The sequence below is a fragment of the Planctobacterium sp. R6 genome, from assembly GCF_055755215.1.
In genome coordinates this window covers 92562-112942 of record NZ_JBVTQY010000004.1, presented here as the reverse complement: position 1 = coordinate 112942, position 20381 = coordinate 92562, and the positions used below count along the sequence as shown (strand labels likewise).

Sequence of the window (20381 nt, the reverse complement as noted above, 5' to 3'; positions counted from 1 at the left end):
GTTAGATTGCATGTTATCAGGTTGCAAAAGCGCTCGTTGCTCAGTAACGAGCGCTTTTTTGTTTAAACCAATAAGGGAATAATCGCGGTGGCTATCTCGTTAACGTTTAATCGGTGATATGACGCATTACATAATGCCGGCAATTTGCACTATGCTTTGGTTTTAGAATACAGGTAGGGATTTTAGATGGGTTTTAGCAGGGTTAAGATACTGGCAGCGTTGGCCGCTTTTTGTTCTTTTGTTGTGTCTGCCAATCAATTCTGGCAGGAAAACAACCAGAAAATGGATTTGACCGGCAAGGTATTGAATGCCCGGGCTTTGGACGCGCGCTATATTAATTTTCAACATGAACCAATGCGCAAGCAATTCATGTTGGGACAAAGTCAGGTTGAACTCTTGATCCCCGCACCAGATGGCAAAAACATCTCGCTTACTTTGATTGAAGATAGCGTTATGGCTCCGGAACTGGCTGCCAGATATCCTGGTATCAGGTCCTACAAAGCGTTAAACCAATTTGGCGAAAATATTGGTCGGTTCAGCTTTAGCCTGCTTGGGCTGCATGGCATGTATCGTTACAAGAATGATTGGGCATTTCTGGAACCGCAGGTGAGCAACCAAACCCGTCACTACATCAGTTATTTGCGCAGCAAGGCTATTCCTAATACAACCCACCGATTTACTGAAGATTTTTCGAAACTGAAACCCTATATCAGCGAACGCAAGTTTGATTCTGCGCAACGCATCGCCACCGGTGATACATTGCGTACCTATCGTCTGGCGGTCTCTGCCGCAGCAGAATACACGGCCTATCACGGCGGAACGGTTGAACACGGTCTGGCCGCTGTTAATGCCATGGTCAATCGAGTCAATCAAGTCTATCTGGTGGATCTGGCGGTGCAATTTGAGCTGGTGGCAGGTAATGATGCACTGGTATTTACGGATGCCACATCCGATCCATTCAATAATGATACAGACGATATAGATTTGAATGCGGGCGTCATCAATGGAGCCATTGGTTTCAGTAATTATGATATTGGGCATATCGTAAACACGGCAGGAGGCGGCCTCGCCGGATTGGGAGTCGTATGTACGGCGAGTAAAGCGTCAGGGGTGACGGGAGCTCCTGTTCCAAGCGGCGATTCCTTTTATATTGATTATGTCGCCCATGAAATAGGCCATCAATTTCGAGGAAATCACACCTTTAATGGCACGGCAGGCTTTTGTGATGGCAATCGCAATGGTGGAACGGCCTGGGAGCCCGGAAGTGGTTCCACCATTATGGCTTATGCCAGCATTTGCGCGACACAAAATTTGCAGCAAAACTCCGATCCGATTTTCCATATTGGCTCTATCGAAGAGATCCGTGATTTCATCGATAATGGCGCCGGGGGGAATTGTGGTAGTACTTCAGCATTAAACAATACTCAGCCATCAGTGGATGCGGGTAACGACTATACAATACCGGTAAATTTGCCCTTTACATTGACCGGCTCTGGCAGTGATCCCGATGGTGATTCGTTAACGTACATTTGGGAGCAATTGGATATCGGAACGTCCTCTTCCAGCCCTGAAACTATGGTAGATAACGGCAGTCGCCCGTTGTTTCGCTCATTTACCCCGCTAAGCACACCCGCCAGGACATTACCGAAAATGTCGGATGTCATGTCCGGCACCAGTACTATAGGTGAGACTTACGCAACAACCTCTCGCGAACTCAATTTCAGGCTCACGGCAAGAGACGGGAATGGTGGCGTAACAACAGATGCGATGCTGGTATCTACGGTTAATTCAGGCCAGCAATTTCGATTGCTAAAACCTGATGCCCAGTTGCAATGGGAAGCTGCGCGCCAATCTTTGTTGTATTGGAACACCGCGGGTACTCAAAATGCGCCAATTGACTGCAGCCGAATCGCATTGGATGTGACAAGCGATAACGGCAACAGTTTTACAACGGTAGCAACGGGTCTGACCAACGACGGTTTGGCAGTGGTGACCGCGCCACAACAAACGGGAGACTATCGATTCAGATTATCCTGCGAAGACAATATTTTCTTCAGTGTTTCACAAACCAGTGTTTCTGTGGTGGCTGCCGTGACATCCGACAGCGATGGCGATGGCATGTCAGACAGTTTTGAAACCTTAAACGGTCTTAATGCCAATGATGCATCAGATGCCAGCGGCGACCTGGATTCTGACGGATTGTCTAATATTGAAGAGGCTTTGCTTGGCACGGCGGTGAATGATACTGACACAGACAATGACGGACTACCTGATGCCTATGAAGTTGCCAATTTTCTTGATCCTCAGGATGCCACAGATATAAGTGATGATGCAGATGGGGATGGCGCCTCCAACATGGACGAATATCTGGCCGGTACCGACCCAAATGATGCCAATTCAAACCCCTTTGTGGGAGAGGTAAACTTTGACTTTGAAACTCAAACTGAGCTAAACCGATTTAACTTTATTGGGGAACACCCCTGGACCCGGGTGAACAGTGCAGCGTCCTCTGGCAATAATAGTCTTCAAGCTGCTGATATATCAGACAATCAAATCAGTGTGTTGGATATGTTGATTGTCAGCTCAGGAGGTTTCGTGAGTTTTGACGCCAAGGTGTCCAGCGAAGCAAAGTATGATTATTTGGTGGTGTATCTGGATGGCAGAGCGGTCAGAAATCTGTCAGGTGAACTAGACTGGGAAACTTACACCATCCCCATCGAGGCCGGAGCACACGTTATTAGCTGGCAATATCAAAAGGATGAAGGTGTCAGTTCAGGCGAGGATAGCGCCTGGATTGATAACATCGTTGTGCCGATAAATAGCCGAACTTATGTAACTGATCTCGAAGCTCCAACCGCAGGTGAACCGTTCCAGTTTGAGAGTCCGTTGGGCCTGGAAGACTGGGATCTCGGCGGATGGGGATTTGCACTTGGCTCTGCCGGGGAAGGGACTTTTAGCCTTGGCTCAGGAGTAATCAAGGATCGCGGCTCCTCCACGATAAGCTACACCAATACCTTTGGGGCGGGCACGGTCACTTTTAACGTTAAGATTTCAACTGAATACGATTATGATTTTCTTAGTTTTTATGTGGATGGCCAGTTTATTAAACGGTGGTCAGGTGAAGAGGATTTCTTACTGGTTTCACAGCCTGTATCAGCAGGTACTCATACACTGACCTGGACTTATACCAAAGATGAATCCGTGTCGAATGGCGATGATCGGGTTTATCTGGACAGTGTCAGCTTACCACTGCCCGGAGTAACAACACCGGATGCATCAGCAGTTGCCTTTGATTACGACGGCGACGGTAAAGCCGATGTGGGAGTGCGCCGCCCGTCCAATTATTTCCAGTATATCAGTCAGTCATCCAGTGGCGCGCTGTTGCGGGAGCAATTTGGAAAATCTGCAAATGACATTCCGGTATCGGGGGATTTTGATGGCGACGGTATTGCCGATGTGGCGGTAAGACGGCCATCCAACCAGTACTGGTATATTAAAAACAGCTCAGATGGTGAAATTCAACGCGTTAATTTTGGTAAACAGGCCGAGGATATTCCGGTACCGGCAGACTATGATGGTGATGGCATAACCGATATTGCGGTGCGCCGCCCGTCGAATCAATACTGGTACATTCTGAATTCCAGTGATGGCGAACTTCAGCGGTTTAATTTTGGCAAGCAGGCAGGCGATATTCCGGTACCGGCGGATTATGACGGCGACGGCAAAGCGGATATTGCAGTGCGTCGCCCGTCTAATCACACCTGGTACATTTTACGCTCCAGCGATGGTGAAATAGAGCGCATTGTGTTTGGTCGTGATGAGGCAGACATCCCGGTCCCGGCAGATTATGACGGTGACGGCAAAGCGGATGTGGCGGTAAGACGTGCATCGAATCAGTATTTCTATATTCTGAACAGCTCCGATGGCGAGACTCAACGCATCAATTTTGGTAAGCAGTCGGAAGATATTCCGATAGTGGCGGATTACGATGGTGACGGTAAAGCAGATGTCGCGGTAAGGCGACCGTCCACCCAGTATCAGTATATTCTGCGCAGTAGCGATGGGGTCACAGAGCGAGTGTGGTTTGGCAAAGATGCAGCGGATATTCCACTGGCTGGTCCGGTACTCACCCGAATGTCGATGGCCGCTGCAGCCAGCGACTAATCAGTTAATTTATCAGGGGCCGCTATTGCGGCCTTTTTTCTGCATTACCTTGTTTGTTTATTGAACAATAATCTGTAACCGCTTACAAAATTTACCTATATGCATGATTTAAAAGGATTATTTTTATTATCAGGCATAGTTTTGTGTGGACAGACCAGAGCAGCTTTCTTATATTGGGGCAGGTAAAATTTCAACAATAAAGGAAAGAAATGGTATTACATGGCAAGAAATTGTGCACAATTGCGGTTGCGGTCAGTGCCGTTTTCACAGCATCCTCAGGTGCTTCTCCATCCTCACTGACAGATTTACAAACGCAATTACCGGTATCATCACAAAGCGCAAGAATTCTGCACACCAGTGACAACGAGAATGTTCAGATTAAGCACCGGATGCAGGTGTCGCAGTATATTATCGAGTTGCACGATGAGCCATTAATCCAAATTAAACAACAAACGCAACGTGCGGTAGGAAAAGGCCGTGCAGCAAAAAGCCATATCCAGCAGAAACTGGTTCAGCATCGTCAGCGAGTTGAGCGGGCACAAGCAGTACTGATCAGTGAGTTAAAACAAAGCCAGTTAATCGACAAGGTCGTTCGTCAAAACAGCAAAGTTCACAACTCTGTAGTGGTACAGGGTGACTGGCAAAAAATCCGTCATTTGAATAAGCACCCAGTGGTTAAGGCGATTCATCCTGTGCGAATGGTGCAAAAGTTCCTGCAGGACAGCACCCAAATTATCAATGCAGATGATGCCTGGACTCAAACCGACAGCGCAAATCGCAGCCTCACAGGCACTGGCATCACCGTAGCGGTTATTGATACCGGGGTTGATTACAACCACGCAGACCTGGGGGGCTGTTTTGGCGCAGGTTGTAAAGTCGAGAGCGGATATGATTTCGTTGAAAACGACGATGATCCCATGGATGTTGATGGTCATGGAACGCATGTGGCGGGAATTATCGCGGCAAATGGCAGCTTGCAAGGTGTAGCGCCGGGAGCATCCATTATGGCGCTTCGGGTTTTAAATGATGAAGGCTTTGGCAGCACCTCTGACATTATTGCGGCAATAGAGTATGCTGTGGACCCGGATGATGATTTAAGCACGGATGATGGTGCCGATGTCATTAACCTGAGTCTTGGAGGACCTGGCGAGTATCAATCACCTGGCAATGTTGCGGTGGAAAATGCCGTCGCTGCTGGCATTGTTGTGGTTGCCGCCGCAGGAAACTATGGCAGTTATGGTGATATTGCCGCGCTTTCTCCGGCCTCTGCATTATCGGCTATTACGGTGGCATCCAGTACCAAACAGGATCAGGTATCCGGGTTTAGCTCCAAAGGGGGTGGTGCCAGTTATCAGCAACTTAAGCCGGAAATTATTGCACCAGGCTCTGATATCGTGTCATTGCAGGTGGGAGGCGGAAATGTAACATTGAGCGGTACCAGTATGGCTGCTCCTCATGTGGCCGGTGCAGCTGCGATACTAAAACAAAAGTTTCCTGATGCCACGCCTCAGGATATCAAAGCTAAGATGATCTCTTCTGCTATAGATATCGGTGCTGATGCCTATTCACAAGGCTATGGTCGCCTGGATGTCACAGGCGCACTGGCTCAGGCAGTGACTATTTTTGATGCCGGATTGGCGTTTGGCCATGTTGATGATTCACAGTCTGAAATTCAATACAGTGCTTTTGTGGATATTAAAAACGACAGTGCGCAGGCTGTAACGTTTGAGTTGGTGTTACCTGATGGATTGCCCGAACAGGTAGAAATTCAAACCGCACAAACGGAACTTACGGTTGCGGCAAACAGCCAGGAGCGGTTTGAGTTTACCGTGCTGGTAAGCTCTCCCGGCGATATCGCCACTCCGGACAATATCTCAACAACCTACTTTTCAGCGTTGCAATTAATTTCACCGGACCTGAGTCTGACCGTCCCGGCTACGCTGGAACGAGGATACCGGTTAACCTTAACGCATGACGGATTAAATCCGGCCGGTTTGTCTGTCGACAGTGTCGACGGGCTTAATTTTGCGTATGACTATATTTTTCCTGAAGAAACCCGCACTATTTTTACACCTGAAACAGAGGTTTATATTCGTGTTCAGCATGAACTTGAACCTTCTGAGATTGCCCATCTGAATATCCCGGAACGGGGTGAAGACGTCACGGTTTTGGTGGACGGCTACGAAGAGCACGTATTGGTTATGGATAACAATAAAAGTCTCAACCTGTCGCCATCGAACTTAACCCATCTTGTCGGTCTGGGAGAAGCTGTCGATGAGCAATCGGTTGATATTCTGCCCTCGGCCTTAACCGCAACCACAAACCTTTTCAGTTTTATCGAATTTTCACAAAACATTGGGTTTGTCAGCGTTGAATATCGCAGCCAGTTATTTTTTGATTCTATTGATCCGGCAGAAAGAGTGGCCTATTACACCGCCCTGGGAAGCATTGAGGACAAGATTGATTCACGTCTTGTGGAACAAGTCCGGTTTCCGGCATTGCGCAGTGACGATTCAGACACCTTTGTTCAGCTCGTACACGACTTAAATTCCACTCAGGATCTGCTTAAAACGTTTACTCAGGGAGAAAAACCCGAAATTACCCTTACGGGTTTCGCGGATACTGATATTCCCTATGTGGCTGCTGATCTGAGCGCGAATAGCACATTGCTGCCTTCATTTTACCTGGCAACGGATAAAAACGAGATACAGTTCACGCAGCTTACAGGCAGTTCACCGGATTTTGCGGCGCGGCTGCATCTGGGCTTTGCCAGCGAGTTAGGAACAGGCTGGATGACCCCCTATGCCAGCAGTGAAAGTTTCAACTTTACCCTGCAATCTGACATCAACCCGGTATCCCAAACCAATGTTATTGAAGATTTTCAGTATCAATTTAATGCCGCTGGTTTAACCATGAGTAAACCGATTGAAGTGGGAACGGACTACCTGATGGATTTGCGTGGTTTTCACTTCACCAACGGGCGCGGCCAGGCTTACCATGCAGGAGTCAATGCACAGTACAGTGTGGCCTGCGGAAATGGCGGTGAATTAACCGGGCCATTTGATACCCTGAGTTTATATCTCAACACCAGCCAATGCGATGTTAGTTCTGTGACCATAGACTGGCAAACCAGTTTAAATGGTGAGTCATATCAAAGCAGTGCAACTTATGACATCGCCGCCAATACGGGCCCCATTTTTCCCGGCTTGATTAGCGCTATTTTTGAGGATGGTGAAGTGACTACGGATCTGATTATTAGTGGTCAGCAAAACACCGTATATCTGGCATCTGATGCCAACTTTAACAGCCTGAATCTCAGCTCATTAGAGTACAAACTGGATGACGGGCAATGGCAGTCGCTGACTACCGAGTCCTCAGATTTGGTTGAGTTTAATCACATGGCGACACTGCCTACCGGGGAGTTGGAAAGTCAGGTGCTGTCATTGCGCATAAGCTATACCGATAACGGTAACCTGGGAAGTGTAACTCAGGAAATCAATGGTGGCTATTTGCTGCAAGCCCCCGCCAGTAGTGTTACAGACGATCTTGACGGTGATGGCATTGTTGATGCTGAAGATGACGATATTGATGGCGACGGCATTCCCAATGAGGTTGAAGAAGCTAATGAGTTGGACCCCCGAGATGCCAGTGATGCGGCCGGGGATTTAGATAATGATGGTTTGAGCAACCTGCAAGAGTATCTTTTGGGCACCTCCATGGTGAATTCTGACTCCGATGGTGATGGTATTCCAGATGCTGAAGATGCTTTTCCGCTGGGAAGTGCATCTGCGGTTGCCTTTGATTACGACGGCGACGGTAAAGCCGATGTGGGAGTGCGCCGCCCGTCCAATTATTTCCAGTATATCAGTCAGTCATCCGATGGCGCGCTGTTGCGGGAGCAATTTGGAAAATCTGCAAATGACATTCCGGTATCGGGGGATTTTGATGGCGACGGTATTGCCGATGTGGCAGTAAGACGGCCATCCAACCAGTACTGGTATATTAAAAACAGCTCAGATGGTGAAATTCAACGCGTTAATTTTGGTAAACAGGCCGAGGATATTCCGGTTCCGGCAGACTATGATGGTGATGGCATAACCGATATTGCGGTGCGCCGCCCGTCGAATCAATACTGGTACATTCTGAATTCCAGTGATGGCGAACTTCAGCGGTTTAATTTTGGCAAGCAGGCAGGCGATATTCCGGTACCGGCGGATTATGACGGCGACGGCAAAGCGGATATTGCAGTGCGTCGCCCGTCTAATCATACCTGGTACATTTTACGCTCCAGCGATGGTGAAATAGAGCGCATTGTGTTTGGTCGTGATGAGGCAGACATCCCGGTCCCGGCAGATTATGACGGTGACGGCAAAGCGGATGTGGCGGTAAGACGTGCATCGAACCAGTATTTCTATATTCTGAACAGCTCCGATGGCGAGACTCAACGCATCAATTTTGGTAAGCAGTCGGAAGATATTCCGATAGTGGCGGATTACGATGGTGATGGCAAAGCAGATGTCGCGGTAAGGCGTCCGTCCACCCAGTATCAGTATATTCTGCGCAGTAGCGATGGGGTCACAGAGCGAGTGTGGTTTGGCAAAGATGCAGCGGATATTCCACTGGCTGGTCCGGTACTCACCCGAATGTCGATGGCCGCTGCAGCCAGCGACTAATCAGTTAATTTATCAGGGGCCGCTATTGCGGCCTTTTTTATGGCTGTGACTGGTTGGCAGTAATGGCACAAAAGATGTTGTTCCACAACGATTCACAATGACTGCGAAAGTAACCCATATGACCAATTTGTTTGTCAAACTGGCGTGAATCGACGGTTTCCATATAAAGTTGGGCATTCTGATAATGGCGCATAAAGGCATCCCGGGAACGGGGTGGTGCCCATTTATCGTCAGTGGCATTAATCGCGGTGACAGGAAACTTTACCCGCGCAAAGTGCTGTTTGAGTTCCGACATTTCCGGATCATCAAAAAAGTAATTGGGAAAACTGCACCAGTGTTTCCACTGTTTATAAACATTTAGCGGGAGATCTTCCCCCATTCCCAGACGACTCCAGGCTAAAAAACCGTACAAGCGAGTGATTAGCGGGGCAACAACATGCCACATAAAGCGCACTTTTATTTGCTCTGACTTTGGCATCCAACCATGCCAACCCGCGCCGGTACCGAATGTCCAAACGCCACGAACCGGGGTTAAATCGGGAAGCAACCCAATGGCATGACCGCCATAGGAGTGACCAACAATATAAAGCGGAGATTCAAATCGGGCGCAAAATTGTATTACCGCTGCCAGATCTTTTCTCGCCCAATCCAGATAATTCATTTTATAGCCTTTTAATGACTCCGGTTTAGAACGGCCAATTCCGCGATAATCAAAGGTTATTACCTGGCAACCTCGGGAAACGGCAGCAAGGGCGAAGCGTTTGTAAAAACCCTGAGGGGTGCCTGTTGCTCCTGCCAGAACGATCAAAGGAAGTGGAGGGGCATGCGCTGATGTGGTCGCAGGATGGTAGTGTAGGGCACCCAGTTGCACGCAATCGTCAGTGGTAATCGTCAGCTCTGTTACAGTGGCCATTATGGCTCTCCCATTAAATACTTAGCTGCATGATAAACTATGGAGTATACTCCGTAGTCAAGAGACAACATGGGAAAAGCCTGATGCGCTCCGAACAATTAGCTGAAATAGCCAACGTGGGCAAAGATACGCTCAGATATTATGAAAAAATCGGTTTGTTAACGCCGCCACCAAGAGGGGCCAACGGCTACCGGCGCTATTCCAAAGAAAATCTGAACGAATTGAAATTTATCAAACTGGCACAATCCGTCGGTTTCACTTTAAATGAAATTAAACCTGCCATTGCTTTTGTGAATAATCCACAGCCGGGCTGTCCCAGGTTACGTCAGGCAATAGAAGACAAATTAACTGAAATTGAACTGCGAATAGAAGAACTGAACCAGTCAAAAGCGAAACTACGCCACTGGATGGAGTACCACCTGGAGTGATCCGTGACCCCGTGGTGAGCTATAGATTTAGATCCTGTAACGCGTCTTTAAGCTGAGGATACATAAAGGAAAATCCTGCTTCGCTGAGTTTGGTAGGGATTGCGTTTTGTCCCGTGATGAGCAAATCGGCCATCTCTCCCATCAGCACCTGCAATATTTTTTCAGGCATCGGCAGAAAAGCGGGTCGGCTAATTACCCCGGCCAGCGTTTTACTGAACTCCTTATTGGTTACCGGAATGGGTGCTGTTAAATTAAAAGCACCTTGGCAACCGGCGGTTTTTATCAAAAACAGTACGGCTCTGGCCATGTCTTCCAGATGAATCCAGGGCATATAATGGCTGCCATCACCGATGGGGCCCCCCAGACCAAATTTGAAGGGCAGTAGCATTTTGTCCAGCGCCCCGCCTTTATTACTCAATACTATACCGGTACGGAGCAAACATACCCGGCTATGTGCTGAGGCCGACAGCGCCAGCGTTTCCCACTTTTTACAAAGCCGGTGGCTAAATTCATCGTGAATGCGCTCATAATCTTCTGAGATTGCAGCGTCACCCTGGCGTCCGTAATACCCCACTGCAGAACCACTGATAAACACTCTTGGCGGAATATCACTGGCGTTTATCAGATCAGCCAGGCGTTTGGTGATCAACCAGCGACTGTTTTCCAGAAGGCGTTTTTGCTCGTCCGTCCAACGCTTGTTGACTATGGGCTCGCCCGCCAGATTTATAACGGCATCAAACTCGTTCAAATCTTTGAAACTGTCCAGGTTGCTGGTCCATTCTGCTTTAGCGGCAACCTGAGGCCCGTAGTACTTTTTTAATCGTTTTTTGGCGGCACTGACATCTCTACTGACTCCCACAACTTCATGCTTTTCAATCACGGCATGTTTTATGATTTCCCGGCCTATCAGGCCTGATGCGCCAGTCAGCAATATTTTCATGGTTATTCTCGATAGCAACTCAATGTCAATGAAACGGAGTCGGCAAAACGCAGGGCGTGGGGCTTGTCTATCTCGACTGAAGCATAGGTTACCCATTCGTGTTCGCTGGCAATCTCCAATACGTCTGAAGTCAGTTTTTCCAGAAGTGAAAAACGGTTATTTTCAACGTGCGCAATAATTTTCTTGGTGATGGTCCGGTAGTTCAGCGCGTCATTCATTTTATCTGAATCGGTGGCGTTGTCTGCGGGATAGTGAATAATGACATTTACAACAACATCCTGTTTGTTGTTGATCTCATCATCTTTGATGCCAATGTAGGTTCGTAGGCGTAAATTTTTAATTCTTATAACTGCTTGATTTAAATTCATTCTGGTAATCAACTTCCTGCTTTTTCTATGACATTTTAAACCATAAAATCTGAATATCACTGGTTAACACAAAGGCTATCTGCTACTTTTTGCAAAAAAATGAACAGGCCCCGGGTAATCGCGCCCGTGCTAACAATTTCTGGGAAAGCTACATGGAAAACCGTCTACCTACAACAATTAAGGTACTATTAGTTTGTGCTGCACTGGTGATAATACTTGCCGGGGTCAAAGCGGCGAGCAGTATTGTTGTGCCCTTTTTGTTGTCGATATTCATTGCCATGGCCAGCCATCCGATTATTAAGTGGATGAGCCGATACCACATCCCAAAAGGTATATCGGTATTATTGGTTATACTCACCATTGTGGTTTTTGGATTTATGCTGGCGGGATTAGTCGGGCAATCCATGAATGATTTTTCCGAGAAAATGCCGCAGTATAAATTGCAACTGGAAAATGAGTTTGTCTGGGTGGTGACACAGCTTCAGAATTTCAACATCCAGATCAACAAAGAGCAATTGCTCTCCTATCTCGATCCCGGTATGGCCATGAACGTGGCCACCAATCTGTTGTCCGGTCTGTCTGGTGTGCTGGGTAACTTTTTACTGATTTTACTGACGGTTATTTTTATGTTGATGGAAGCTGACAGCGTTCCACACAAGGTCCATATTGCGCTGGATGATCCGGCTATGCGCATGAATCAGGTCGATAAGGTACTGGCGTCAGTCAAAAATTATCTGGTGATCAAAACGGTAGTAAGCCTGGGGACTGGTTTACTGGCGGGCACATTTTTGTATTTCCTCGGCCTGGATCATTATTTCCTGTGGGGCGTACTGGCCTTCTTGCTCAACTATGTACCTAATATTGGCTCCGCGATTGCCGCAGTCCCAGCGGTACTACTGGCTCTGATTCAGTTGGGGTCGGCATCCGCCGGTATAGTGGCTATCGGATACATAATTATTAATACTGTGATGGGTAACGTTATAGAGCCAAGGTACATGGGTAAAGGGCTGGGATTGTCTACGTTAGTGGTATTTTTATCGCTGATCTTCTGGGGGTGGCTATTGGGGACCGTAGGCATGCTATTATCGGTACCGCTCACTATGATTGGCAAAATTGTGCTGGAATCCAATCAGGATACCCGTTGGATTGCACTACTGTTGGCCGGTGGAGATATCAGTAATCAGGTTGCCGAAGCGCCTGAGGAGCAAGCTTAAAAGTGGCGCTTTTGAGAGTCAGGTAGCACTTGTCTGAGTAACGCCTGATACTGTTCATTCAGCAATAACTGTTGGTGCGTTTCGATGATTCGCTCACTGATATCAGCCCGGATTGCTGGGTTGGCTGCTAAGTACAACACTGGATCAGGCACAGGTACTGGTATGTCTGTTACGGTAAGCAGATCCTGTTGATAGCCAAAGTGAGCCAGAATTTGCGGTGTGATGGAAGGTTCATAAAATACAAAGTCCACCAATTGCGCGGTGATCATCTTTAACAGTCGCGATGATGAATCAACCAGAAGCAGTTGTTCAGATTCCAGAAAACCGGCTTCCTCCAGCATATGGTGGGTAGATAGTGCTCGCACAGCTGCCACTTTATAGTGCTTTAGCTGTTCGAATCTATTGATGCTAAGCTCAGGGCGACTGCTGAGCCTGGCAATTTGCAACTGCAATCCGGCAATGGGTATTAACCATTTGTAGTGGGCTTCGCGTTCAGGTGTTCTGGCTATCGCATAGATCAATGAGTTGCCATTGTCCTGACATTGTCGCTGCGCCTGTGCCCAGTTCATCATCAGTATTTCATAAGGTTGCCCGGTGGCATCTAACAACATTTTTACCGCATCTGTTGCTCTGCCGGCAGGTTGTTCCTCATGAATATGTTGTAGCCCATAGGTGATACCGGCGTAAACCTGAACAGGTTCCTGGCATTGACCCACTGAAACCAGCCATAAACCCGATAAAAATAATAAAACCCTGAGCACTTGCATGTTGTTTGCCGATCATCTGCTATCGCATTAAGTATTTGTCATTTGCCGAATTTCGCAAGTGATTCCCGGCAATGACGTAGCAATGCTTAAAATTGCAAAATCACTTCCACACCGGACTGGTCAGCCAGGTTGCGGATGCGAATTTTCGCCTTGTGATATTCAGCCACTATCCTGGCGATGAACAATCCCAGCCCTAAATGCGGAGTTTCCTGCGATTCTTCATGGCGGACCGAAATCATCGAGTCGAATAACTGTTCCTGCATATCTTCAGGCAGTAATTTGCCCTGATTACTCACCCGCAAAACGGGTTTTTGATTTTCGGTCATAAGAGAAATATCAATGCGGCCACCAGGGGGGCTGAAGTCAACCGCATTCGCGGTGATTTTGTCCAACATCTGCACAAACAAATCCGGTGCGCCCCAAAGTTTCAATTCCTTGTACTGGATATCACAATAAAAGGTCCGTTCCGGATACGCCAACTGATAACCGTGAGAACAACTATGTAGCAATGCCACCAGATCAAACTCTTCCGGCTCTGTGGCCTGCAGCGCATTTTCCAGGCGCGAAGCCTCACTCATGTTAGTGAGTATTTTGCTGAGCCTTTGCAGGCCTTCCTGTGCTCTGTCGATGTAGGGTTGTTGTTGTGGCGTGGGAGATTCAAGGCTTAAATTTTCCATTGAGGACTTAACAATGGCGACGGGAGTGCGTAGTTCATGAGACAGGCGTGACGCCATCTTTTCCAGGTAATTGTGATATTGCTGTAGTTTATCCAGGACACTGTGAAAGGTTCTGGACAGATCGCCGATTTCATCACGGGTACCGGACACCGGAATATTCGACAGGATTTTGCCATTGCCGTCTATCGCTTGCTCTGTTTCGTTGCGCAGTTTTCTGATCCGGGAGGAGATACGTGAAGCAAACAAAAACAGCGCCAGTGTGCCTAATATCATCACCAGTAAAATGATATTGAATAGGTCTTCCAGGGCTTTATTTTTCAGACTACGGATGCCATTTGTGGTTTGCTCAACAACAACCGCCCCCAGTACCTTGTCATCCAGATAGACCGGGTGTGCTGCCGACAGAATGACGGCCTTGTTGTCGGGCGTCAGCCGCCACAAGCTGTCTGCGGCACCTGCCAGTGCATTGTCAATGTCCTGGCCTTCCAGTGCGTAAGCATCTGTGAGTTCATCTACAAAATCATCCGGTGGCCGGGTGAGAATGTGGTAATACAGCGGAAACAGGTATTCCTGTTCAAATTCTTCCCAGAGGTTTTCCGGCGGCAGCGGTTTAGCCAGGCGTGCCTCCAATCCCACGGAGGAAAAAATATCGCCTGAACGCGCCATCACCCGTTTGTGTTTGTCCACCACCCATACCCTGGCACCGGAGTGTTGAAGTCCTTTCACGATGCGTTCAATTTCCGGTGAGGGGACCAGCACTGTGCCCAGCGAATCCGGTTGTGCTGGGTTAGCGGTGCCAATTTTGAGTTTAACCTGAGGTGCCTCAGTATCGTCAACATCGTTAATTTCAAACGCAATTTTATCGGATAGCATCGCCAGTGGGATACGCAATTCAATGTTGTATCCCTGTTCCGTTGTTTCCCAATGACCCTGTATACGCGACTCAATACCCAACGGGCGAAACGAATCGTTGACGGGCGGTAACTCCCAGGCATTTACCCAGCCAGAGCTGTAATTTGAGATAAGATAGCGGTGAAAGCGTTTTTCCCTGTCAGTCAGGGCAATATGCAAAAAGTCATTGCGGTCCACACGTAAACTGTTTTTGTCCCGCATTACGGTGTAGTCGTCAGTGACCTCGAAAAACGCGTAAAGGTAGGCATCGTAAATGCCCACCATATGGGTAAAGTGCAAATCTTCGCGCTGATAATTTTCAGATTCACCCAACACATAGGATTCACCATAATTGATGGCCAGATGTTTGTAGTCCAGCCAGTCCGCGAGTCCGCCATCCAGGCGTATGGGATCAACAATGCGATGAGCGTACAGATCCCGTCCTGGGAATACATCTTGTTGATAGCTGGCCTGGGTATCGAATAAGGTAGGTCGCTCGTGCAGCGCCGTAGCAACTGCGCGGGCTGTTCCCATCAGGGTTTGTTCCTGTCCCAGCAACAGGTAATTTTCCAGCTCCCACATGTACTTGTATCCCAGCCAGGGAATAGTAAACAGAAATGACGAAAGCACGAGTAGTTTAAAGCGAATACCAACGCGAAAGTGCCACATTACAGAGTATCCCGACTCACAGGCTAGTGACTTTTCCAGCGATAGCCCATACCGTAAACCGTTTCTATGCGGTCAAAACTGGCATCTGATTGCTGGAATTTGCGTCGAATACGCTTGATATGGGAGGTAATGGTGGTGTCATCCACCACCATGCGGGATTCATCCATAAGCTGTTGTCGACTTTTCACATGACCGGCATGGCGGGCAATGGCAAACAACATCCAAAACTCGGTAACAGTCAGTCCAACAGGCTGTTGCTTCCAGCAGATGGTCATGCGATTTGTGTCCATACTCAGATCGCCCGATTCCAGGATATCTTCCTGGTTTACCGGCATTTTTAGCAGTTCGGTGCGGCGAAACAAGGCGGCAATTCTGGCCAGTAAGTGAGGCAAACTAATGTCTTTGGTCAGGTAATCATCCGCCCCCATCCTCAATCCACAAATGGTGTCATAGTCATTGTCTCTGGCGGTAAAGAAAATAATGGGCAGGGAAGGGGACAGACCCCGCAATTGTTGGCACAAGGTGAAGCCGCCGTCGATTTCTTCTTTCAGACCAATATCAATGATGGCCAAATCCGGCAATCGTTGTTGAAAGGCATCTGATGCGCTGAGTCGGTCTTCATAGCAAAGTACGTCGTAGCCTTGTTTACTCAGCGCCGCGTGATAGTTGTCCCTGATGGCGAAATCATCTTCTACCAGGGCGATTCTTTTTGACATAGTGATACGTACTCAGGTTACCAGGACAATAAAATATCGTTGATTAACAAATGCAGTCTTTGCTCCTGATAATCCTCAAGGTTTAAATAAAACAAAAATGCGATAGCAATCACGAAGCTCATCAAGAGTAATCCTTTATGACGTTTGCTGCTCATGTTTCTTCTCGTTTTTCAGGTTGCTGTCAAAGTGACATCTATATGACCGTAAGCATAATAAAAAATTCGGCCTGAACCAGAGTTAAATGACGAACCGTCACAATTTCCATTTTTTCGCCACAATTTGGCCTTTCGTTGACACTTTTAACAGGCCGCAGCCGGGGGCATATTCTCGCCACAATTGCTCGCCACATTGCCATTTTTTATCCATACAGCGGCCATTTGTGAGGTTTTTAATGATAGGCACACAAAGCAAAAACCACTGAGGTGCATTATGAAAAACATCAACGTTAAAAAAACACTATTGGCCGTATCTGTTATCTCTGCCGTGAGCCTGTCGGGCATTGCCCATGCTGCGCCGCAGACATCCTATCAGGAGCAGGAAGAGAAGAATATTTTGGTGGGCATGGGCAGCGGTGCTTTGATCGGGGCCGGGGTTGCCGGACCGGTGGGCGGCATCATTGGCGGTGTTCTGGGAATGTTCATTGGGGATGACGTCAGTAAAACAGAGCAAAATCAAGATTTACAGGTACGACTACAACACTCAGAAACGGCCCTGCTGGCAATGCAAAAAGACTACGAGGCAACCCTGTTTGCTTACCAACAACTGCAGAAGCAGCAAGGTCAGGTGCAGGTGGCCGCGATGGAAAAGAGCCGTTCACCTGTGGCCCTCGACGATCTGCTGGCAGCCAAGGCCAATATCCAGTTTAAAACCGCCTCCTGGCAGCTAGAGCAACACTATGTCGAACAACTGGATAAGGTTGCAGCGCAACTGAAAAGTGACCCAAAACTCATGGTTCAGTTGTTTGGCTATGCCGATCGTCGCGGCGATGAAGATTACAATCTGCAGTTGTCTGAAAAACGGGCCGACCAGGTTAAACGCTACCTGTTATCGGTAGGCGTTAATGCAGCCCAAATTGAGACCGCAGGCTATGGTGAGGCCCAACCGGTAACGGTTGAGCAAACCTGGGAAGATGACTTTTTTGATCGCCGGGTGGTGGTGCGTTTGACCTCCGATGATTCTGTGATGACAGCGAAACAATAGGGGAATTGTAGTGCGCAGCAATCATTCAGAATGGGAACGTGGGCAAACGCCCACCATTTCCCGGTGGTTTTCAGTGGCTTTTGCCAGATTAGTTTTCTCTGCCGCTATGCTACAAGGTATAGCATTTCTGGGCTTATTGTTATTGGCTGTGTGGCTGGCTTCATCTGCTGAAGCCAGCCAAAGCGAGCGGCGTCAGACGCAATGGGAGCTGTCTGTCATTAATGGGCTGTTGGTTTTTAAACAGGAAACCACAACCGATACTGGCACTGATATTAAACCCGGAAGCGAGGACGCTGCTAAACAGCAAAATCGCGCAGTTGAACAGCACCATGAACCCATGGTGCTGGTGTCGCAGCACAGCCAATACAACACTGAGATTTCCGGGATGGTGGCCCGTTCTACACTGGTGCAGCGGTTCAAAAACCCTGGTGAAGATTGGCTGCAAGGGCGTTATCAATTTCCGCTGCCTGAAGACGCGGCAGTAGACAGCCTGACCATGCGCATAGGTCAACGGGAAATCAAGGGCGTCATCAAAGAAAAGCGCGCGGCACAAGCCGCTTTTAAACAGGCGCAGCAAAATGGACAACGCGCTTCTTTGGTGAGCCAGCAACGACCAAACTTATTCACCACGCAACTGGCCAATATTGGCCCGTTTGAAGACATCGAGATAGAAATTCAGTTTCAACAAAAGGTGCGTATTGTTGATGGTGAATTCCGGCTGCGTCTGCCGACCACTTTTATTCCTCGCTTTGGCTCTGATTCGGCGCATGAGCCGGTATTTGCACCCCGGAACAGACCTGATATCGATATTCGCCTGACCCTGGATGCACAGGCTGAACTGGCCTACCTGAACAGTCCTCACTTTCCAATCCGGACAGAACAAAGCGGCGGGTATCGCTATGCAATCAACCTCGCACAAGCCAGTATTGCTGATCGGGATTTTGAATTGCTCTGGCGCTACCAAAATCCGCAGCCGACAGTTTTGCATTACCGGGAAGCTTTGCCAGATGGCGAATATGGATTACTAATGCTGTTACCGGGTCAGGAATCCGCGCGTATGCCCTTGTCACGAGAAATCACGCTGGTTATTGATACCTCTTCGTCTATGGGCGGACAGGCCATAGAACAGGCTAAAAAGGCATTGTTACTGGCGATTGATGAGTTAACTGAACTCGATGCTTTTAACATTATTGAATTCAACTCAGCGGCAACTTCGTTGTGGGGTTCACCGCGCGCTGCAAATGCGACCAGTAAGCAGGCCGCTAAAGATTTTGTCACCCGCTTAAAAGCGGATGGCGGGACGAACATATACGAGGCGATCGATCTGGCACTGCTGACCCAACATGCTACGCAAGCTTTACAGCAAATCGTGTTTATCACTGACGGTGCTATCGGTTACGAAAACAGTATTCTTACCGAGATTCAGTCCCGGCTTGGTGAGACCCGGCTGTTTACCGTGGGTATTGGCGCCGCGCCAAACAGTTATTTTATGGTGCAGGCAGCACAGGCTGGCAGGGGAACCTATACCTACATCTCCTCGCCACAACAAATCGAGCAGCGGATGCGGGAGCTACTTAAAAAGTTAGCACAGCCGGCGTTGACCGACATCAACTTGCAATCTGACGTGGCAATGGCGTTTTATCCTGAACGTATACCTGATCTGTATTATGGTGAGCCCATCGTTATTGCCTATCAATCGCCGACAGCGGTAACCGATGTGCATTTTACCGGTGTGCTGGGTGAAGCCGCCTGGCAACAGACGTTGACCCTGGATTATTTGCCGGACCGACCCGGTGTGGCAAAGTACTGGGCACAACAAAAAATTCAGGACCTGTTGGCGAAGCAGCGGTTCATGGTTTTCGATGCCAGCAGCGATACGGCGCCATACCAGCAAAAGATTCTGCAAGTGGCGTTGCAACACAATCTGGTCAGCCCTTACACCAGTTTAATTGCGGTAGATCTGGCTGAAAACGGTCGCCCCAACAATACTCCTTTGTTGGCTCAAATGCCTTCAACCGCGCTGGACTCACCCAGACGATTTATGCTGGCCGGAATTTTATTGCTCATGGGATTGTGCCTTTCTGTTTGGCACTGGCGGTCAGAACAAAGTCTCAGGCAATCGGGAGCTACTCATGTTTAGCAGTGAAACCTATTATGAGACCCGAAAGCCTTTTGTGACCTGGCGTAAGGCGTTGATCTTATTGTTGATTGCCGCTGCTGCGTGGCAATTCGGACAAGGTATGTGGATACAGGCGAAAGCATCAGTGGCACAACTACTGATTTCCAGAGCGTGGCAGGAAACACTGCGCACTGAACAACCCATTCCGCCCTGGCCCTGGGCGGACACCTGGCCGGTAGCCAAACTGAGTATTCCGGCACATGGCAAACCACTGTATGGCCTGGCGGGAAGCTCTCCTGCGATTATCGCCTTTGGCCCTGGTCATCTGGTGCAATCAGCGTTTCCTGGGCAACCGGGCAACAGCGTATTTGTGGGTCATCGCGATACCCATTTCGCCATATTGGAAGCAATACAACCTGGCGAATTGATTGAAGTGGAAACCCGATACGGTTAAACCTTGTATCGCGTCGATGCGGTTCGAATTGCCCATGAATCTCAGGCGGATGTTGTCGAAGAAACCTTGTCGAGTACTCTGACACTAATCACCTGCTATCCCTTTAATTCTGTACAGGCAGGTACTGACATGAGATTTATCGTGACTGCGAATAAAATTAGTGAGTAATTTGGGCTGATGCATGGTAT

The 20381-nt window shown here is 48.4% G+C and carries 13 protein-coding genes and 1 pseudogene; 7 read left to right on the top strand and 7 right to left on the bottom strand.

From position 1 onward, the window contains the following. Positions 1 to 186: 186 nt before the first annotated feature. A complete protein-coding gene (locus tag AC0J20_RS04365) occupies positions 187 to 4164 on the top strand; it encodes a reprolysin-like metallopeptidase (protein WP_473020755.1) in 3978 nt (1325 codons plus the stop codon). 209 nt (positions 4165 to 4373) lie between these two features. Then, complete coding sequence (locus tag AC0J20_RS04360; RefSeq protein WP_473020754.1) at positions 4374 to 8837, top strand: S8 family serine peptidase; 4464 nt, start codon at positions 4374 to 4376, stop codon at positions 8835 to 8837. A gap of 37 nt (positions 8838 to 8874) precedes the next feature. On the opposite strand, the gene AC0J20_RS04355 is transcribed toward AC0J20_RS04360, so the two are convergent. After that, positions 8875 to 9750 (bottom strand): alpha/beta hydrolase family protein, encoded by an 876-nt coding sequence (locus AC0J20_RS04355; protein ID WP_473020753.1) that lies wholly within the window; start codon positions 9748 to 9750, stop codon positions 8875 to 8877. Positions 9751 to 9833: 83 nt separating this feature from the next. Between AC0J20_RS04355 and AC0J20_RS04350 the strand changes: the two genes are divergently transcribed. Beyond that, on the top strand, positions 9834 to 10178 hold the full coding sequence (locus AC0J20_RS04350) for a MerR family transcriptional regulator (protein WP_473020752.1): 345 nt from the start codon (positions 9834 to 9836) through the stop codon (positions 10176 to 10178). Between the two features lie 19 nt (positions 10179 to 10197). On the opposite strand, the gene AC0J20_RS04345 is transcribed toward AC0J20_RS04350, so the two are convergent. Both AC0J20_RS04345 and folX read right to left on the bottom strand, forming a co-directional pair. Then, complete coding sequence (locus tag AC0J20_RS04345; RefSeq protein ID WP_473020751.1) at positions 10198 to 11118, bottom strand: TIGR01777 family oxidoreductase; 921 nt, start codon at positions 11116 to 11118, stop codon at positions 10198 to 10200. A 2-nt stretch (positions 11119 to 11120) separates the two neighbouring features. Further along, positions 11121 to 11486: a dihydroneopterin triphosphate 2'-epimerase gene (folX, locus tag AC0J20_RS04340; RefSeq protein WP_229530500.1), complete on the bottom strand. Its 366-nt coding sequence runs from the start codon at positions 11484 to 11486 to the stop codon at positions 11121 to 11123. A gap of 152 nt (positions 11487 to 11638) precedes the next feature. On the opposite strand from folX, the gene AC0J20_RS04335 reads away from it, so the two are divergent. Further along, on the top strand, positions 11639 to 12700 hold the full coding sequence (locus tag AC0J20_RS04335; protein WP_229530501.1) for an AI-2E family transporter: 1062 nt from the start codon (positions 11639 to 11641) through the stop codon (positions 12698 to 12700). Here the strand turns inward: AC0J20_RS04335 and AC0J20_RS04330 are convergent. The 4 genes from AC0J20_RS04330 to AC0J20_RS04315 all read right to left on the bottom strand — a co-directional run bounded on the left by AC0J20_RS04330 (position 12697) and on the right by AC0J20_RS04315 (position 16575). Continuing rightward, entirely contained in the window at positions 12697 to 13467 is a 771-nt protein-coding gene (locus AC0J20_RS04330; RefSeq protein WP_473020750.1) for a type 2 periplasmic-binding domain-containing protein, read from the bottom strand. The genes AC0J20_RS04335 and AC0J20_RS04330 overlap by 4 nt on opposite strands. Positions 13468 to 13553: 86 nt before the next feature. Further along, positions 13554 to 15704, bottom strand: a complete 2151-nt coding sequence (gene pdsS / locus AC0J20_RS04325) for a proteobacterial dedicated sortase system histidine kinase (RefSeq protein ID WP_473020749.1) — start codon at positions 15702 to 15704, stop codon at positions 13554 to 13556. Positions 15705 to 15727: 23 nt separating this feature from the next. Then, on the bottom strand, positions 15728 to 16420 hold the full coding sequence (gene pdsR, locus AC0J20_RS04320) for a proteobacterial dedicated sortase system response regulator (protein WP_473020748.1): 693 nt from the start codon (positions 16418 to 16420) through the stop codon (positions 15728 to 15730). 17 nt (positions 16421 to 16437) lie between these two features. After that, on the bottom strand, positions 16438 to 16575 hold the full coding sequence (locus AC0J20_RS04315) for a hypothetical protein (RefSeq protein WP_229530505.1): 138 nt from the start codon (positions 16573 to 16575) through the stop codon (positions 16438 to 16440). A gap of 274 nt (positions 16576 to 16849) precedes the next feature. On the opposite strand from AC0J20_RS04315, the gene pdsO reads away from it, so the two are divergent. The 3 genes and pseudogenes from pdsO to AC0J20_RS04300 all read left to right on the top strand — a co-directional run bounded on the left by pdsO (position 16850) and on the right by AC0J20_RS04300 (position 20361). Next, a complete protein-coding gene (gene pdsO, locus AC0J20_RS04310) occupies positions 16850 to 17620 on the top strand; it encodes a sortase-associated OmpA-like protein PdsO (protein WP_473020747.1) in 771 nt (256 codons plus the stop codon). A 10-nt stretch (positions 17621 to 17630) separates the two neighbouring features. Then, positions 17631 to 19760, top strand: a complete 2130-nt coding sequence (locus tag AC0J20_RS04305) for a VIT domain-containing protein (protein ID WP_473020746.1) — start codon at positions 17631 to 17633, stop codon at positions 19758 to 19760. After that, positions 19753 to 20361, top strand: a pseudogene (locus AC0J20_RS04300) (class GN sortase). The gene AC0J20_RS04305 and the pseudogene AC0J20_RS04300 overlap by 8 nt, the downstream one beginning before the upstream one ends. Positions 20362 to 20381 lie beyond the last annotated feature (20 nt).

What these genes read in the sequence shown, in the direction of transcription:
- pdsR (WP_473020748.1), bottom strand. Translation starts at nt 16,420, where the DNA reads ATGTCAAAAAGAATCGCCCTGGTAGAAGATGATTTCGCCATCAGGGAC.
- AC0J20_RS04355 (WP_473020753.1), bottom strand. Translation starts at nt 9,750, where the DNA reads ATGGCCACTGTAACAGAGCTGACGATTACCACTGACGATTGCGTGCAA.
- AC0J20_RS04350 (WP_473020752.1), top strand. Translation starts at nt 9,834, where the DNA reads ATGCGCTCCGAACAATTAGCTGAAATAGCCAACGTGGGCAAAGATACG.
- AC0J20_RS04345 (WP_473020751.1), bottom strand. Translation starts at nt 11,118, where the DNA reads ATGAAAATATTGCTGACTGGCGCATCAGGCCTGATAGGCCGGGAAATC.
- AC0J20_RS04335 (WP_229530501.1), top strand. Translation starts at nt 11,639, where the DNA reads ATGGAAAACCGTCTACCTACAACAATTAAGGTACTATTAGTTTGTGCT.
- AC0J20_RS04330 (WP_473020750.1), bottom strand. Translation starts at nt 13,467, where the DNA reads ATGCAAGTGCTCAGGGTTTTATTATTTTTATCGGGTTTATGGCTGGTT.
- AC0J20_RS04360 (WP_473020754.1), top strand. Translation starts at nt 4,374, where the DNA reads ATGGTATTACATGGCAAGAAATTGTGCACAATTGCGGTTGCGGTCAGT.
- AC0J20_RS04365 (WP_473020755.1), top strand. Translation starts at nt 187, where the DNA reads ATGGGTTTTAGCAGGGTTAAGATACTGGCAGCGTTGGCCGCTTTTTGT.
- pdsS (WP_473020749.1), bottom strand. Translation starts at nt 15,704, where the DNA reads ATGTGGCACTTTCGCGTTGGTATTCGCTTTAAACTACTCGTGCTTTCG.
- AC0J20_RS04315 (WP_229530505.1), bottom strand. Translation starts at nt 16,575, where the DNA reads ATGAGCAGCAAACGTCATAAAGGATTACTCTTGATGAGCTTCGTGATT.
- folX (WP_229530500.1), bottom strand. Translation starts at nt 11,486, where the DNA reads ATGAATTTAAATCAAGCAGTTATAAGAATTAAAAATTTACGCCTACGA.
- pdsO (WP_473020747.1), top strand. Translation starts at nt 16,850, where the DNA reads ATGAAAAACATCAACGTTAAAAAAACACTATTGGCCGTATCTGTTATC.